Source organism: Haloarcula sp. MBLA0138 (assembly GCF_055632455.1).
The window spans coordinates 359,502-375,210 of record NZ_CM145746.1; the positions used below are offsets into that span (position 1 = coordinate 359,502).

At 68.6% G+C, this 15,709-nt stretch carries 8 protein-coding genes; 4 read left to right on the plus strand and 4 right to left on the minus strand.

The genetic code is table 11. The features are described 5' to 3' along the window. Window positions 1–39: 39 nt before the first annotated feature. From ACV7JO_RS01835 to thrS, 3 genes are all read right to left on the minus strand, one after another. A complete protein-coding gene (locus ACV7JO_RS01835) occupies window positions 40–8,319 on the minus strand; it encodes a choice-of-anchor D domain-containing protein (RefSeq protein WP_470354638.1) in 8,280 nt (2,759 codons plus the stop codon). A 98-nt stretch (window positions 8,320–8,417) separates the two neighbouring features. Beyond that, window positions 8,418–9,053 (minus strand): IS6 family transposase, encoded by a 636-nt coding sequence (locus ACV7JO_RS01840; protein WP_470354639.1) that lies wholly within the window; start codon window positions 9,051–9,053, stop codon window positions 8,418–8,420. A 99-nt stretch (window positions 9,054–9,152) separates the two neighbouring features. Next, on the minus strand, window positions 9,153–11,081 hold the full coding sequence (gene thrS / locus ACV7JO_RS01845; protein ID WP_470354640.1) for a threonine--tRNA ligase: 1,929 nt from the start codon (window positions 11,079–11,081) through the stop codon (window positions 9,153–9,155). A 232-nt stretch (window positions 11,082–11,313) separates the two neighbouring features. Between thrS and ACV7JO_RS01850 the strand changes: the two genes are divergently transcribed. The 4 genes from ACV7JO_RS01850 to ACV7JO_RS01865 all read left to right on the plus strand — a co-directional run bounded on the left by ACV7JO_RS01850 (window position 11,314) and on the right by ACV7JO_RS01865 (window position 14,458). Continuing rightward, entirely contained in the window at window positions 11,314–11,745 is a 432-nt protein-coding gene (locus ACV7JO_RS01850) for a universal stress protein (RefSeq protein ID WP_470354641.1), read from the plus strand. A gap of 73 nt (window positions 11,746–11,818) precedes the next feature. Further along, window positions 11,819–13,348, plus strand: a complete 1,530-nt coding sequence (locus tag ACV7JO_RS01855; protein WP_470354642.1) for an RAD55 family ATPase — start codon at window positions 11,819–11,821, stop codon at window positions 13,346–13,348. After that, window positions 13,349–13,903, plus strand: coding sequence for a DUF7504 family protein (locus tag ACV7JO_RS01860; protein WP_470354643.1), 555 nt, complete (start codon window positions 13,349–13,351; stop codon window positions 13,901–13,903). Between the two features lie 42 nt (window positions 13,904–13,945). Further along, entirely contained in the window at window positions 13,946–14,458 is a 513-nt protein-coding gene (locus ACV7JO_RS01865) for a gamma carbonic anhydrase family protein (protein WP_470354644.1), read from the plus strand. Window positions 14,459–14,547: 89 nt separating this feature from the next. Here the strand turns inward: ACV7JO_RS01865 and ACV7JO_RS01870 are convergent, their stop codons facing one another. Then, complete coding sequence (locus tag ACV7JO_RS01870) at window positions 14,548–15,705, minus strand: hypothetical protein (RefSeq protein ID WP_470354645.1); 1,158 nt, start codon at window positions 15,703–15,705, stop codon at window positions 14,548–14,550. Window positions 15,706–15,709 lie beyond the last annotated feature (4 nt).

The window sequence follows — 15,709 nt, forward strand, 5'->3', positions numbered from 1 at the left end:
GACCGTCGCGGGCCTCGCTGAAAAGGGTGTGTCACGCGGTCAGCGGTCCCCGCCGGCGTCGAGGGGGTCGCTCCCGTCTTCGTCCTCGTCGCGGCGTCGCCGGAGGAAAAAGAGGAGGAGAAGCAGCGCAGCGAGGAGACCACCGGCTCGCAGGGACAGCGCGAACGGCGCGCCGTCGTCGCTCTCACGGGTCGTAGTCGTCGGTTCGCCGACCTGCGCGGCGGTCGAGTCACCAGTCGCCGGTGTCGGCGTCCCGGTAGCCGCTGCCGAGGAGTCGGTATCGCCGCCGGTTCCGTTGGCCCGCTCGGGGGCCGGTCCGGTGACGGCGAACTGTGAGAACCCCGGCGTGTCGACGGCGTAGACGTAGTGGGTGTCGGTCTCGGCGACGACGGTGCCGGTCGCTGAGAAGTTCCACGCCGTCCCGTTCCAACGCGAGAGTGAGACCGCAGACGGGTCGGTCCCGGACGGGAGCGCCGCCCTGTCAACGCGGTACCGTACTCGGGTGTCGTTGTACCGTACGTCACCGGGATGTGCGAGTTCGACGTACTGGACGGTCCGCCTGTCGGCCGCGGGTGCGCGGGCCGGCACGTCGTCGGCCGGCGGCGTGTCGGCGTGGGTCACGTTCAACTCGAACGTATCGTTCCCGTTGACGGCCATGCCGAGGCCGCTGACCGTCGCCGGCTGCGTGCGGGCCGCCGGCTGCGAGACGTTGACCGCGAGCGACTCCCCGGTAGCGATGTTCGCCGCGTCGACGTTGACCGTCGGGTCCGAAGCCCGCTCGACCGCGACCTGCTGGACGACGATGTAGGTCGCGTCGTTGGAGAGCCAGACGGTTATCTGTGGGTTCTCGCCCGCGTCGCTCATCAGTTGGAGCTGTGCCTCCCTGTTGCCGGCCGACTGGGGCGTGAACGCGACGGTGACGTTGTGGCGCTGACCGGGCGCGAGCGTGACCGGCGCGTCGCCGCCGACGACCGCGAAGGCTCCGGGGTCGGTTCCGACGATGGAGGTCGACCGGACACGGAGGTCCGTCTCCGCGCTGGCGAGGTTCCTGACGGTCAGGTTTAGCGTGACTGCCTCCCCGACGGAGACGTTGCCGAAGTTGAGGCTCCGGCGGTCGACTGCGATGGCCGGCGCGACCGCCTCGCCCCGCAGGTCGACCGTCGGGGTCGTCGTGGCGTTGCTCGCCAGTTCGAGGCGGCCGGCGTGTGCGCCGGCGGCCGTCGGCGCGTAGGTCACCTCGACCGGGGCGCGTCCCCCGGCGGGCACGACCGCGGGCGTCCCGAGTACCCGGAACGCGGTGGCGTTCGCGCCCGTGACCGCCGCGCTGTTGACTCGGAGGGGGCGGGTGCCGTCGTTGACCACGGGGACGGTCGCGGTGGCCGTCTCTCCGGTCCCCACGGACCCGAACCGGGCGGTGCCGGTCCCGAACTCCGCGGCCGGCCCCGTTCCGGTTCCCCGGACTGCGGCCGTCACGACGGCTCCGTCGGCCGTCTCCAGTTCGAGCGTTCCGGTCCGGTTCCCCGCCGCTTCCGGGGCGAACGCGACCGAGACGGTCCGTGACTCGCCGGCCGGGACCGTCCCGGGCAGTCCGTCGGCGTCCGCGACCGCGAACCCGTCGGTGTCGGGGCCGCCGACGCGCACGTCCGCGACGGTGACCGGCGACGCGGCGTCGTTGGTGACCGTGACCGAGACCGTCTCTCGGTCGCCCGTCGGGACCGCACCGGCGTCGAGTTCTGTCGCGTCGGTGCGCAGTGGCGACTCGGCGGCCGCTCCGACGAGGTCGATGCGCGCGCCGTCGGTGGTCGTGCCGTTGGTCGACAGTTCCAGCGTTGCGGTTCGGTCACCGACCGCCCCGGGCGCGAAGGTCACTCGGATATCGGCGGTTTCGCCGGGCCGGACGGCGGTCGGTGCGCCGGACGCGACGAAGCCGTCCGCCCCGGCGACGGCTGTGCCCTCGACGGCCAGCGGCGTCGTCCCGTCGTTGCTGACGGTCACGGCGCGGGTCGCCGTCGACCCGACGGCGAGAGTGCCGAACTCGACCCGGGTCGTCGAGACGGAGCCGTCGGCTCCGCGGACCGTCACGCGCCGGTCGACCGTCGCGGCGTTGCCGGCCGCGTCCTCGACGGTGACCGTCGCGGTGTACCGCCCCGGCGTCTCGTAGGTGTGCGTCACCCGCTGTCCGGTAGCGTCGACGCGCCCGTCGCCGTCGAACTCCCAGCTGATACGCTCGATACCCACCGCGTCGGTCGAGTTCGCCGCGTCGAAGGTGACCGACGAGTCCGTCGGGACCGACGCGGGCGTCGGCGCGAGTCGCACGGTCGGTGCCGTCCGGTCCTCGACGGTGAGGGTCACGCTGTCGGTGACGGTCCGTCCGCCGTCGGTCGCAGTCAGGTCGACGGTGTGGCTCCCGGGCTCGTCGAAGGCAGTGGTGAACCGCTCCCCGGTCCCCTCGGCGACGCCGTCGCCGTCGGTGTCCCACTCGTAGCTCGGACCGGCCCCGCCCGCCCCGTTGGCGGCGAGCGTGACGGTCCCGCCGACCGACAGGAGGTAGCTGGTCGCCGAGGGGTCGACTGTCAATGCGGACGCCGACTCGGCGACGGTCGTGGTGTCGGACTGGCCCTCGGCGGCGTCGCGGCCGCCGACGGCGGCCGTCGTCAGCGTCGCGGTGTAGGTCCCCGTCGCCGTCGCTGGCGTCGTCGCCACGTAGCTGTAGCCGTCGTCGGTCCGCGTCCGGTCGAAGTCGGTCGTCGAGAGCGTCGTCGAGGTCGGCCCGTCCACATCGACCGAAACCGTCTCCAAGACGGTGTCGGCGACGAAGGAGACTTCGAGCCCGTCGCCCGTCGCCGCGAGCGTGAACTCGTCGGCGGGGACGCGGGGGCCGACGGTCGCCGTCGCGGTCTGTCCGTCCGCGCCGTCGTTGCCCGCGGCGTCCTCGGCGGTCGTCAGTTCCGCCGTGTACTCGCCAGCGGCCTCGACGTCGTGGGTCGCCGTGTACGTGGTGCCGCCGTCCGACTCCGAGAAATCGCCCGCCGAGAGCGCCGTCCCGTCTCGGCCGTCGATGTCGACCCCGAGGGCGGACAGGCGTTCCCCGCTCTCGACGGTCACGGTCACCGTCCCGCCGTCCGCCGTCGCGTCGACGGTGACCGTCGGGGCTGTCCCGTCGTCGGGCACGGGTGTCCCGCCACCGCCGCCACCGACACCGCCGCCCGTGCTGACGGTGACGGTGTCCGACTGGCCGCTCGCCCCGTCGTTGCCGGCGGTGTCGGTGGCCGTCGACAGCGCCGCGGTGTAGTCGCCGTCCGACCCGCCGGCGTAGGTCGCGGTGTAGGTGTAGTCGCCGGCGCTGCCGGACTCCGAGAAGTCGTCGGTCGTGAGTGTCGCCGTCTCCGCGCCGGTGACGTCCGCGACGACGGTTCCGAGTCGCTCGTCACTGTCGACCCGGACCCGCACGTCCTGTCCCGTGGGGTTCGTCACTGACACCTCCGAGATAGCCGGCGCGGTGGCGTCGGCGGTGGCTGCGTCGACTCCGTCCGACAGTTCCGCGTTGCCGTCCCCGTCCTCGACGGCGACGTAGACGTCGTAGGCTGTCTCGTCGGCCAGTCCCGAAACGCCGAACGTCCGCTCGTCGTCGGACGAGACGCTCCCGCTCCCGCTCGCGAGCGCGGCCGAGCCGTCGCTCTCCTGCCCGGCCTGTACCTCGCTGACGGTTGGTGCGGGCGCGCCATCGGGGACGACGACGTAGTTGGCCGTCCCGCCCTCGTCGGCTGTGAACGTTACGTCGAAACCGCTGCCGTCGGCGTTCTCCGTCGTGGGGCCGTCAGTGAACGACGGGGCGGTGTTGTCCGCCGTGGTGAAATCCAGCGTCGTCGGGTCGGTGAAGCCGGCGTAGTCGTTCCCGCTGGTGTCCTCGATGGCCCCGTCGTCGACGGTGACGTAGTATTCGGTGTCGTCCGCCAGTTCCGTACTCGGCGTGACCGAAACTGTCCTGCCCGAGACGGTGACTCGTCCACCGGTCACGTCGACGGTCTCGACGGTACTGTCGTCGCTCGCTCGCTTGAGGACCACGTCACCGGTACCCGTCCGCACGTCCTCGCCGAAGGTCAGGTCGATGCTCGTGTCCACGGCGACGCCGGTCGCGCCGTCGGCGGGCGTCGTCGTCGGGTCGCTCGGTGCCGTGGCGTCGGCGGTGGTCACGTCCAGCGCCGACGGGGTCCGGGTGTTACCGGTTCCGTCCGCGACGACGACGTGGGCGTCGTAGGCGGTCTCGTCGGCCAACCCCGTCACGTCGAACGTCCTCTCGGTGTCCGCCGCGACGCCGAGGGCGCTCCCGCCTGCGAGCGCGGCCGCGCCGTCGCTGTTCTCCCCCGCTCTTATCTCGCTCACCGACGGGGCCGGGTCGCCGTCCGGAACCACGACGTAGTAGTGGTCCGCGGCCTCGTCGGCGGTCAGCGAGAGGTCGAACCCGCTCCCGCCGACGCTCTCGGCCGACGGTCCCGTGACCGTTGGCGCTCGCTCGTCAGCCAGCCCCAGCGCGCTCGTCGCGGCCGAGTCCGGGAGGGCGTTCCCGGCCGCGTCGTACACCGAACTGCCGTCGGCCGGTTCGACCGTCACCGTCTCGTCGCCGGACGGCGTTCCCGTGACGGACAGCGACGCCCGCACCGTCGACTCGCCGCCGGTAGTATCGCCGCCGCCGGTCCGCGCGACCGCGTCGACGCCCACCGAACTGACCGACCCGTCGCTGTCGCCCGACAGGCTCGCCGTGAAGTCGTCGCCGGTGAGCCCATCGGACCCGCTGGTGTCCGCGTAGACGCCCTCGCTGAAGGTCACGTCGACGTAGGCGTTGTCCGAAGCGAGGGTCCCGTCACTGATAGCGGGTGCCACGGTATCGACCGTGGTGAAATCCAGCGTCGTCGGGTCGGTGAAACCGGCGTAGTCGTTCCCGTTGGTGTCCTCGATGGCCCCGTCGTCGACGGTGACGTAGTACTCCGTCGCCGAGGCGAGGTCACTACTCGGGTCGACGGTGACCGTCGTCCCGTCCGAAACCGAGACGCGGTCACTCGTCACGGCGACGGTCTCGACGGTACTGTCGTCGTCCGCCCGCTTGAGGACCACGTCACCGCTTCCTACCCGCACGTCCTCGCCGAAGGTCAGATCGACGTTCGTGTCCACGGCGACGCCGGTCGCGCCGTCGCTCGGTGTCGTCGCGGTCGGGTCACTCGGACTGGTACCGTCGTCGACCGTCGTCGCGGCGGTCCCGGCGGCGTTGTCCGCGCCGTCGTAGACCGCGCTCGATGCCGCGGCGAGGCTGTCCGAGGTAGTCGCACCGCCGGAGAGGGTGACTGTCGCGGAGGCCTCGCCCGGGGTGTGGGTCACGCCGCTGACCGCCACGTCGCCGGCGGCGTCGGTGAACGAGAGGTCCCCGGTCGAGAGCGCGCCCGACTGACCGGGCCCCGCCCAGACCCCCTCGCTGAAGCTCACGTCCAACTCCGACACGCTGTCGGTCGCGGTCGTCACGTCGGTTATCGCCGGCGCGGCGGCGTCGGTGAGCGACCGTGCCCCGCCGCCGTTGGCGACGGCGGACTTGCCCACGGCGTCGCCGGTCACCGAGCCGCCGGCCGCGTACGCGACCGTCGGTTCCGTCTCGGTCCCGACGCCGGTGGCGCTCGCGCTCGCCGTCAGCGTCACGGTCGACCCGGACACGCCTTGGCTGCCCGACACGGACAGCCCGTCGAGCCCGTTCGCCGTGACCGTCCAATCGCCGCCCTCGTACCCGTCGTAGGAGACCGGCTCGCTGAAGGTCACCGTCACGGCGTCGACGCTCCCGCCGGTGGCCTCGTAGGTCCCGGAGACGGGGACCGGCGCGGCCCCGTCGGCGGCGGCCGCCGACACGTCGCCGTCGGCCATCGTGTTCCCGTGCCCGTCACTCACGTCGGCGTCACCGTTCGTGGTGAACTCTAGCGCCGGCGTCGCGTCCGTGTCCGGAGCGTTCTCCGAGACATTGAGAGTCACCGTATCGTCACCGTCGTCGCCCGAAACGGTCCCGAGCGTCCCCGAGAGACCGTTGTCGGTACTGACCGCGAAATCAGTCGCCTCGACGGAGCCCGACTGGACGGCCTCGGAGAAGACGACCCGGAGTTCGTCGACCGCCCCGTCGTCGTCGGCGTCGCCCGTCGTCACCGACTCGAACGTGGGGGCCGCGCTGTCGGCGACGGCGACTCCGGAGAAGCCGGCGGCCGGGTTCGAACCGTCGGTGACGCTGTTGGCAGTCCCCGCACTCGCGCTGTAGTCCAATTCGATACTCGGACCCGTGTCGTCGGCCGGGCCGGTCACGTCCAGCTGAACCGTCGAGCCGGAGACCCCGACGGTCCCGTCTTTGGTGACGCGGTCCGAGTCGGAGCCACCGATGGTGTAGTCGCCGGATTCGGGATTGCTCGTGCCCACGTCCTCCGAGTACGTGACGTCGATTCGGTCGACTGTGCCGTCGCCGTCGGTGTCCCTGTACCCGACGCTCTCACGAACGGGTGTCGCGCCGTCAGTCTCGGCGAGGTCGTCCGCGGCGATGTCGGCCAGCGCGTTCCCGTCCGAATCCGTCGTCCCGCCCTGCGTGTACGTGAGCTGTTTACCCCCCGTCCCGTCCACCTCGGCGTTCTCGTCGAGCGTGAGCCGTATCTCGTCGTCGTCAACCGTGCTCTCGCCGACCGTGCTCGTCTTCCCGTCGGCGGCCGTCCCGCCGATGGCGTAATCGCCCGGAGCGACCGTGCTATCGTCGATGCTCTCGCTGAAGACGATGTCGACGGCGTCGACGTCCCCGTCGGCGTCAGTATCGAGCGTCGTCGCGCTGGTGACGGTCGGGGCGGGCGAGGAAATCGTGAGAGTGTCGTCGCTGCTGTCGCTGTCGACGTTCCCGCCCTTGTCGGTCGCCGTCGCCCGGACTTTCACGTTCGAACTGTCGACCGACGGGACGGTCCACGTGTAGCTCCCGTCGTCGCCGGTCGCGCTCGTTATCGTCGTCCACGTCGCCCCGCCGTCCGTCGAGTAGTCGAGCTCTATCCCGTCGTCCGCGATACCGGTCCCGCCCGTGTTATCGCTCGCCGACCACTCGATGGTGAACGCGTTCCCGGCGGTCAACGACTCACCGCCGTTTGGCTCGTTCAGAGTGACGGATGGGGCCGTAGTGTCGCCCGCTGCGGGGCTGCGCGCGAACCCCTCGCGCTCGGCGAAACTGGAGACGCGGCTCACTACGCCGGGTTCGAGGTCGGGGTGGATACGGCTGCTGTCGACCGTGACGTACCCGGATTTCGGCGGGTCGTTGACGTCGGTGTGTTGGACGTACCGAACGGCGTCGGTGTCGTAGTCGATGTACACGACATCGGCGATTCCGTCGCCGGTCCAGTCGGTGCCCGTCGGGACCGTCTTCTCCGCCTCGCTGCCGCTCAGCAGCGACGTTCCCTGCCCGTTCGTCGACGGGTCCTCGGCCGAGTTCGCCCACACCGCGACACCGCTGCTCCCGCTGATAACCGGGTAGCCGTAGTCCCCCGACGAACTGGCAGTGGCGGTGGTGAACGTCTCCGGTTCCCCGATTCCCTTGTTGCTGTTCCGACCGATAGAGTCGCTGGTCTCTATCTTGGTATCGCCCGAGGAGCTACCGTTGACGTATCTGAGCGCACTCTCCGTGTGAAAGAGCAGGTCACGAACGCCGTCGCCGGTGATGTCCGTCGACGCGATGACCGTCTCCGCGGTGACTCCGGTCACCAACCCGAGCTCTTCGGGGGCGTTCCGCTCGTCGTAGTCGACCCTGTAGATGCTCCCGTCCTGTGCGGCGAAGAACACGTCGAAGTGGTCGTCACCGTCCCAGTTCCCGATGGCGAGCGTCACTGCACCCTTCTTCGGAGTGATTCCGTCTTCGCTCGAGTCGACGAGCGTGTACTCCGGGCCACCGGCCTGCGAGTCGGTTAGCTTGAGGTCGTTGTCGTCCGTGATGTAGGGCACTTCACGCCGCCCGTCGTCGTCTAAGTGCGCCCGCGGGCCGATGGCCCGAACGTGGTTGCTGTTGTACCCTTCTCCGGTGTCCCCGACGTCGTAGTCGACGATGCGAGCGTCGTTGACGTTCCCCGCCACCGACTTTATCTCGCCGTTCGAGTCATCGACGTAGACGAACCCGGTGTTCCCGGCGGCGTTCCCGGCGGCCACGGCGTTCCCGACCGGAACCCCGCTGAACAGTGACCCGATTACCAACAGGGTCAGATACAGCGCCCGCAGCTTCTCTCGTTGCCCCGTTCTGTTCGTCGGTCGTCCGCCGTCGCTCGGTGGCTGTTCCATGTGTGGCTCTCGCGGTCCCGGAAACCGGTCCCGACTGTCCTGCCACAACGCTGACGACTACGCTCAAAAAACGGTGTCGGCCCAGTTCTCGGTAGTGTTTAGTTAGCAGCATTGTGCCAGACGGCGAAGGTTCGCAACCATGTTTCAGCTGTCTCTGGGTCAACGTGACTAAAACAGTTTGAAAAAGAGGATGTCCGTCGTTTTACTTCTCGAAAAACACGTTCGACAGTATTCCGATTTCCATGGAGTTCGTATCTGAAATCGAGGCCGTGTCGTTGCAGGGCTGTTTTGAGCCAGTCCGCATCATCGACAAGAAACACGGCGTCGTCGACATCGTGTTTCTCACGAAGTTCTCCGAGAAAGATTTCCGTCAAAGCAGTTGTGTACGTGGCAAAAAGCCGTATATGGAGAAATTTGTTTGTGGCAGGATCGATAGCGGCGTACAGCCAGTATTGCTGATCATTGATGCGAATCACGCTCTCGTCAAGCGCGACCTGATTCGGAGCTTCATCGCCGTCTGGCTGTAAATCAGCCTTCTGTACCCAATCGTGGACGGCCTTTCGAGACCGTTTGACACCCAACTTACCAAGAACAGAGATTGTATTCGAAAGTGATAGTCCAGCCACGTGCATCTGAATACCGAGCTTCATCGCTCGCTCGGGTGTCCGCTCGCGCTCCACAAAGTCCAAATCTATCCAGTCGCTACTACCGCTGAGGCGGACGATTTCTGGCATAGAGCACCAAGAAATTCGCCCGCCTCACTTTTCACGCTTAACTAAACACCGTCCAGTTCTCAGGCGAAATATTAGCTCTGCGAGCGGTGTAGGAAAGGATTACCGACCGGCGAGGAAGGTGACGGCGGTCCGCTGTTGCTCGATTTCGGTTTCGAGGTGGTCGCGGAACGCCGCGAGGTCGATGTCTTTCTCCTCGCGCTCTTTCCGGTCCCGGACCGAGATGGTGCCGGCGTCCTCTTCGTCGTCGCCGATGATGAGCATGTACGGCACGCGGTCGTCGTGGGCCTGCTGAATCTTCCGGCCGACGGTCCACGAGCGGTCCTCGATTTCGACGCGGGTGTCCCCGAGGGCGTCGGCGAGGTCCTCGCAGTAGGGGATGTTGTCGTCCGAGACCGGGAGGATGCGGACCTGCTCGGGGGCGAGCCACGGCGGGAACTTCCCGTCGTAGTGTTCGGTCAACACCATGAAGAACCGCTCGTAGGAGCCATACAGCGCGCGGTGAATCATCACCGGGCGGTGGTCCTCGTTGTCCTCGCCGGTGTAGGTGAGGTCGAACCGCTCGGGCATGTTGAAGTCCAGTTGGACCGTCGGACCGTCCCAGTGGCGGCCCAGCGCGTCCTCGAAGGCGAAGTCTATCTTCGGGCCGTAGAAGGCCCCGTCGCCCTCCTCGACGACGTACTCCATGTCTTGGTCCTCTAGGACCGCTTCGAGCTGTGACTCGGCGCGCTCCCATATCTCGTCGCTCCCCGTCGACTTCTCCGGTCGGGTGGCGAACTGCACCGTGTAGTCGAGGTTGAACGTCTCCAGCGTGTCGAGGATGATGTCGACGGTGGCGAGGACCTCCTGTTCTATCTGGTCGGGGCGGACGAACAGGTGGCCGTCGTCGATGGTGAACGCCCACGTCCGGGAGAGGCCCGAGAGCTCCCCGCGTTGCTCCTTCCGGTACACCTTGCCGTCTTCGAAGTAGCGGACGGGGAGGTCCCGGTAGCTCCACGACTTCTGTTCGAAGATGGTGGCGTGGCCGGGGCAGTTCATCGGCTTGAGGCCGTACTCCTCGTCGTTCACGTCCAGCAGGAACATGTCGTCGACGTAGTTCTCGTAGTGGCCGGACTTCTTCCACAGCTCCGTCCGGAAGACGTGGGGCGTCTCTATCTCGTCGTAGCCGGCTGCGCGGTTGAGTTCGGCGACGTAGTCGGAGAGTTCGTTGAGGACCGTCTTCCCGTTGGGTTCGTACAGCGGCAGGCCCGGGCCGGTGGTGTCGTCGATGGAGAACAGGTCCATCTCCTGCCCGATTTTGCGGTGGTCCCGCTCTTGGGCCTTCCGCCGGCGTTCGAGGTACTCGTCGAGTTCCTCCTCGGTTGGGAAGGCGGTGCCGTAGACGCGGGTCAGGGTCTCGTTGTCCTCCTCGCCGCGCCAGAAGGCCGCCGAAATCTCCAGCAGGTCGAACCCGCCGATTTCGCCCGTCGAGTCGACGTGGGGGCCCTGACAGAGGTCGTAGAACTCGCCTTGCTCGTAGAAGGAGACGGGGTCCTCGCCGGCGGCCTCCGTCTCCAAGATGTCCCGCTTGAACGGGTTGTCGGCGTAGCGTTCGAGGGCCGCCTCGCGGTCGACCAGTTCGCGCTCGATGGCGAGGTCCTCGTCGACGATGTCGCGGGCCTCGTCGGCTATCTCCTCGAGGTCGTCCTCGTCCAAGTCGACGCCGGTCACGTCGTAGTAGAAGCCGTCGTCGGTCCACGGGCCGATGGTGAGCGTCGCTTCGGGGTGGAGGCGCTGGAGCGCCTGCGCGAAGACGTGGGCCGCGGAGTGGCGCAGGACGTCGAGGTACTCGTCGCTGCTCGGTGTGACGATTTCGAGGGTGACGTCGTCGGTTATCGGGTCGTGCTTGTCGACCAGTTCGCCGTCGACGACGCCGGCGACGGTGTCCGAACCGAGCCCCGGGCCGATCTCGTAGGCGACGTCCTCGACGGTGCTGCCGGCGTCCATCTCCAGCGTGGACCCGTCCGGCAGCGTCACCGTGACCGTGCTCATACTCCACGCTACGACAGCGGCCGGGGATAAGTGTATTGAGACGCCGCGGCGACGCGGTGCCGGAGCGGGCGGTCGGCGGGCGGTGACCGGCGGGCCGTCGCTCGGTTCGTCGGTCCCGCGGTCGCTGTCCGCGAACGCGGTCGTTCCCGTCGGCGGCGGGCCCCAGTTCAATGACATGCTTACCCGTACCACGACGCCTATGTACGCCCGGTGTGGAGTGTACGGTACGCCGATGTACGACAACGTACTCGTCGCGACCGACGGGAGTTCGGGGACGATGGAGACGCTCTCGCACGCGGTGTCGATAGCCCGCGACAAGGAGGCGACCCTGCACGGCCTGTACGTCGTCGACAAGCGCCTCGTCCTCGCCGCCGACAAGGCCGACCAGGACGCCGTCAGGCAGTCCCTCGAAGAGGAGGGGCAGGTGGCGCTCGACGACGTGACCGTCGACGGGGAGGAGGCGGCGCTGGACGTGCAAACGGCCATGCGGGAGGGGATTCCGCACAAGACCATCGTCGAGTACGCCGAGGACAACGACGTCGACCTCGTGGTGATGGGGACTCACGGCCGGACCGGGCGCGACCGCGTGGCGACGCTGGGCAGTGTCACCGAGCGCGTCGTCGAGGGGTCCCCGGTCCCGGTGCTGGTCGTTCACATCGAGTGACACACCGGACGCTGGTTTCCGATTACACGACGTTATTTAGGGCTGGGAACCGAATCTATGGTCAGTCACTACGATGTCAGTATCGACAGGTAGCGAAACGTTAGACGAGATTCTCGACGGCGGCTACCCGGCGGGACGGACGGTCCTCGCCACCGGCGGTCCCGGCACCGGGAAGTCCACGCTTGCGATGCAGTTCCTCCAAGCGGGGCTCGACGCGGGCGAGTCGTGTCTGTACGTCAGCACCGAGCAGACCTTCGACGAGATAGCCGACGCCTTCTCCGACTTCGACTTCGACCTCCACGACGACAACCTCACCGTCACGTCGCTGCACGCGACCCGCGGCGAGACCGTCGAGGGCGAGTCCGAGCGCGAACTGACGCTGGAGACGCTGGAGGGCGGACAGATGCTCGGGGGCGATTACTCCGCACCGTTCGAGGCGACGTACATCACGCAGTACCTCGAACGGTTCGCGCCGGCCGACCGGGTGGTGCTCGACTCCGTCTCCGGGCTCTCGGCGATGGGGGACGACCGGGACGTGTTCCGGCGGACGGTGCTGGATTTCATCCAGCTACTCAACGACGAGTTCGGCGCGACGGCGCTGTTTACCGCCGAGGAGTCCCAGCCCGCCGCCGCACAGGACGACACCAAGACCGTCGCCGCGAGCGACGCCGTCCAGTTCAACACCCACGGGGTCGTCCGCCTCTGGCGCGAGAACGTCGGCGGCGACTACCACCGGTTCGTTGAGGTGGTGAAGATGCGCGGCGTCGACCACGACACGCGCGTCCACGAGGTGTCGTTCACCGGTGAGGGCGTCCGCATCTCGCCGCGCCTGCGGACCCACCCCGGCGAGTTCGTCCCCTCGGACCACATGTCGACCGGCGTCGTCGGGCTGGACGAACTGCTGGGCGGCGGCATCGTCAAGGGCGGGACCCTCCTGCTCGAACACGACGGGCAGGCCAGCCCGCACTCGATTCTCACGAACCTCATGAGCCAAGCCGGCGCGGCCGACATGCCGATAACGCTCGTCCCGCCCGTCGAACTCCCGCCCAAGCGGCTCCGCAGCATCATCGACACGCGAATCGGCGACATGGAGCGGATGCTGGCCGAGGACGACCTCTTTCTCATCGACTTCGCCAACATCTGGGAGAACACCAAGCGCAACGTGTTCAAGCCACAGGAACACGACACCGACAACCCGGCGTCGGTGTTCCGGACCATCGACGAGCGCCGCGGCGACCGCCCGATGTTCACCGCCCTGAACGTCGAGGCTCAACTGCCGGTGCTGGACGACGACGAACTCAGGCAGATGCGTTTCTGGGAGGAGGAGAACCTCTACCGGGAGGACGACACCACCGTCTACATGTTCAACCCGGCCACGCTCGACGAGCGGCTCGCGGCCTTCTACGAGAACGGCGCGTGGCAGACCCTCCAGACGTGGGTCTCGGACGACGGCCTGCAGTACATCGAACTGGAGAAGTCGCCGACGGGGTACATGGGCGCGACCCGGCTCGTCGAGTACGTGGAGGACGAGCCCTACATGCGGGTCCAGCGCCCGCCCGGCGCGGGCGACAGCGCCGACCGGCTCGACGGGGAGGACGCGTAGATGGAGGCACCGACGCCCGGCACGAACCTCCTCGTGCTCGCGTCCTCGCTCAGCACGGCGAAGACCGAGGCCTGCACGGACCTCCTGTCGGTCGACGCCGCCGAGCGGGACGTGTTGTACGTCAGCTACTCCGCGTCGCCGTCGGAACTGGTCGAGCGCTGGCGCGAGCGCCACGAGGCCCTGCCCGCGCGGATGGGCATCGTCACGGTCAGCAACCAAGTCGGCGTGACGCCGGCCGACGAGGACCTGCCCGAGTCGGTGTTCGTCACCGAGGCCAACCCCAACGACATCACGGGGCTCGGCATGCGTCTGAACAACTACCTGACCGACGCCTCGCCCGACCGGCAGTTGGTCGTCTGTTTCGACTCCCTGACCGAACTCCTCCAGTTCGTCGACGTCCAGTCGGGGTTCAAGTTCCTCCACATGCTGGCCGGCCAACTGCGCGAGGTGGGTGCTGTCGCCCACTTCCACCTCGACGCGGCGGCCCACGACGACCAGACGATAAGCCGACTGAAACCCGTCTTCGACGACGCCGTCAGCGTCGAGGAAACCTGAACGACCGGTAGCTTTTCGGCCCGTCACGCCCCCGTAGGTGGTATGGACAGTCGCGAGTACGAGTTCGAGGGCGCGACGCCGGACATCCACGGGTACGCACACGTGAGCCGCGAGGCCACCCTCGTCGGCGACGTGACGGTCGGCCCCAACGCCAACGTCTGGCCGGGCTGTGTGCTGCGCGGCGACGTAGCTCCGGTCGAGGTGGGTCGGCAGTCGGCCATCGGCGACGGGGCGGTCCTCCACGCTTCGACGGTCGGCGAGAAGGCGATGGTCGGCCACGGTGCGGTCCTCAACGACGCGACGGTCCGGGACGGTGCCTTGGTCGGGTTCAACTCCACCGTCAGCGACGCCGTCATCGGCGAGGGCTCCATCGTCGCCATGGGGACCGTGGTCCCGCCGGGCTACGAGGTGCCCGCGGAGTCGTTCGTCCGCGGGAGCCCGGCCTCCGTGACGCCGCTCTCGGAGACGACCATCGACCCCGACGAGGTGTTCGAGGCCTACTCCTCGGGCGACTACGCCAACCTCGCGGCCCGCCACGAGGACCTCTTCGAGTGAGGGCGTCGCGGCTCCCCGGTGGTTGTGGGTAACTCCCGGTGGCCGCGGGGGGTTCCGGGTAGTCCCGGACCCATCGCCCGCGCGCCGGCTCAGTAGCCGTAGTAGATAGCCAGCGCCTTCAACACGCCGTAGATGAGCGCGAGCGGTAGCAGGACGTACGTCGCCACGGCTCGGAGGATGCCGAGCAGTCCGAAGCCGCCGCCACCGCCGCTGCCGGCCGTCGTCGCGGTCCCGAGGTCGCCGACGGTCAGCGTCCCCGCCCGCGTCCCGTTGACGGCGACGGCGTACCGGCCGGGTTCGTCGGCGGCGTACTGGAAGCCGACTTCGGTCGTCCCGTTGGCCGGCACCACCGTCGACGCCGTCTCGACGACCTGCCCGTCTATCGTGAGGCCGGCGACGAACTCCCCCGCGGCCGGACTGCGGTTCTCGACGGTCGCGTTGATAGCGACCGGCTGGCCGGGGTCGGCCCGCGCCGGCGAGACGGTCACCGCGGTCACGACGAACCGCTGGTCCCCCGAGACGTTGGTGGGGGTCCCGCGGACGGTCTCGACGGGCGTCGCGGTCGCGGGGACAGTCGGCCCGCCGTCGCCGATGTTCTCGTCGCTGTCGCCGTCATCGTCGCCGTCGCTGTTCCCGTTGCTCGCGGTGCCGGCCGCGCTGTCGGCGTCCGTCTCGGCGTCGGTGGCGGTGGCGGCGTCGGTCGTCTCGGTCGCGGTGTCGGTCGTCTCGGTCGTCGTCTCCGTCGCGGTGTCGGTCACCGGTGTCGGCTCCGGGGTCGCGGTGGCGGTGTCGGTCACCGGCGTCGGTTCGTCGGTCGGTTCCGGCGTGGGCGTCGCCGTCGGGTTGCCAAAGGACCCGTCGGGGAACGTCAGGTCCAGCCGCTCGACCTCGGACTCGGGGTTGGGGTCGGTCTCGGCGGCGACCGGCCCGTCGGCGTCGCCGACGTGGAAGGTGACCTCGCTGTCTATCTCGCTGTTGACCCGGAGTTTCGGGTCCGCAGGGTCGGACCCGCCGTACTCGCCGGCGGTGGAGACGGTCAGTCGGTCCTGTGACTCCCCGTCCGCGACGGCGACGATGACCGTGTTCTCGGGGACCGGCGTCCCGCTCTCGGTCTCGGCGTCGCCGTAGTAGGCGTTCGGCGGGACGACCTGTCCAACTGCCGTTCCGACGCCCAGCGCGAGTACCGCGAGGGCGACGAGAGCGACCAGTACCCGTCCGGTGTGCGACGACTCAGCGAGCGAACTCATGACG

Bases quoted from the DNA above. Each gene is read 5' to 3' on its own strand.
- ACV7JO_RS01835 (WP_470354638.1), bottom strand. From the start codon at position 8,319: ATGGAACAGCCACCGAGCGACGGCGGACGACCGACGAACAGAACGGGG.
- ACV7JO_RS01860 (WP_470354643.1), top strand. From the start codon at position 13,349: ATGGAGGCACCGACGCCCGGCACGAACCTCCTCGTGCTCGCGTCCTCG.
- ACV7JO_RS01850 (WP_470354641.1), top strand. From the start codon at position 11,314: ATGTACGACAACGTACTCGTCGCGACCGACGGGAGTTCGGGGACGATG.
- ACV7JO_RS01855 (WP_470354642.1), top strand. From the start codon at position 11,819: ATGTCAGTATCGACAGGTAGCGAAACGTTAGACGAGATTCTCGACGGC.
- ACV7JO_RS01865 (WP_470354644.1), top strand. From the start codon at position 13,946: ATGGACAGTCGCGAGTACGAGTTCGAGGGCGCGACGCCGGACATCCAC.
- thrS (WP_470354640.1), bottom strand. From the start codon at position 11,081: ATGAGCACGGTCACGGTGACGCTGCCGGACGGGTCCACGCTGGAGATG.
- ACV7JO_RS01870 (WP_470354645.1), bottom strand. From the start codon at position 15,705: ATGAGTTCGCTCGCTGAGTCGTCGCACACCGGACGGGTACTGGTCGCT.
- ACV7JO_RS01840 (WP_470354639.1), bottom strand. From the start codon at position 9,053: ATGCCAGAAATCGTCCGCCTCAGCGGTAGTAGCGACTGGATAGATTTG.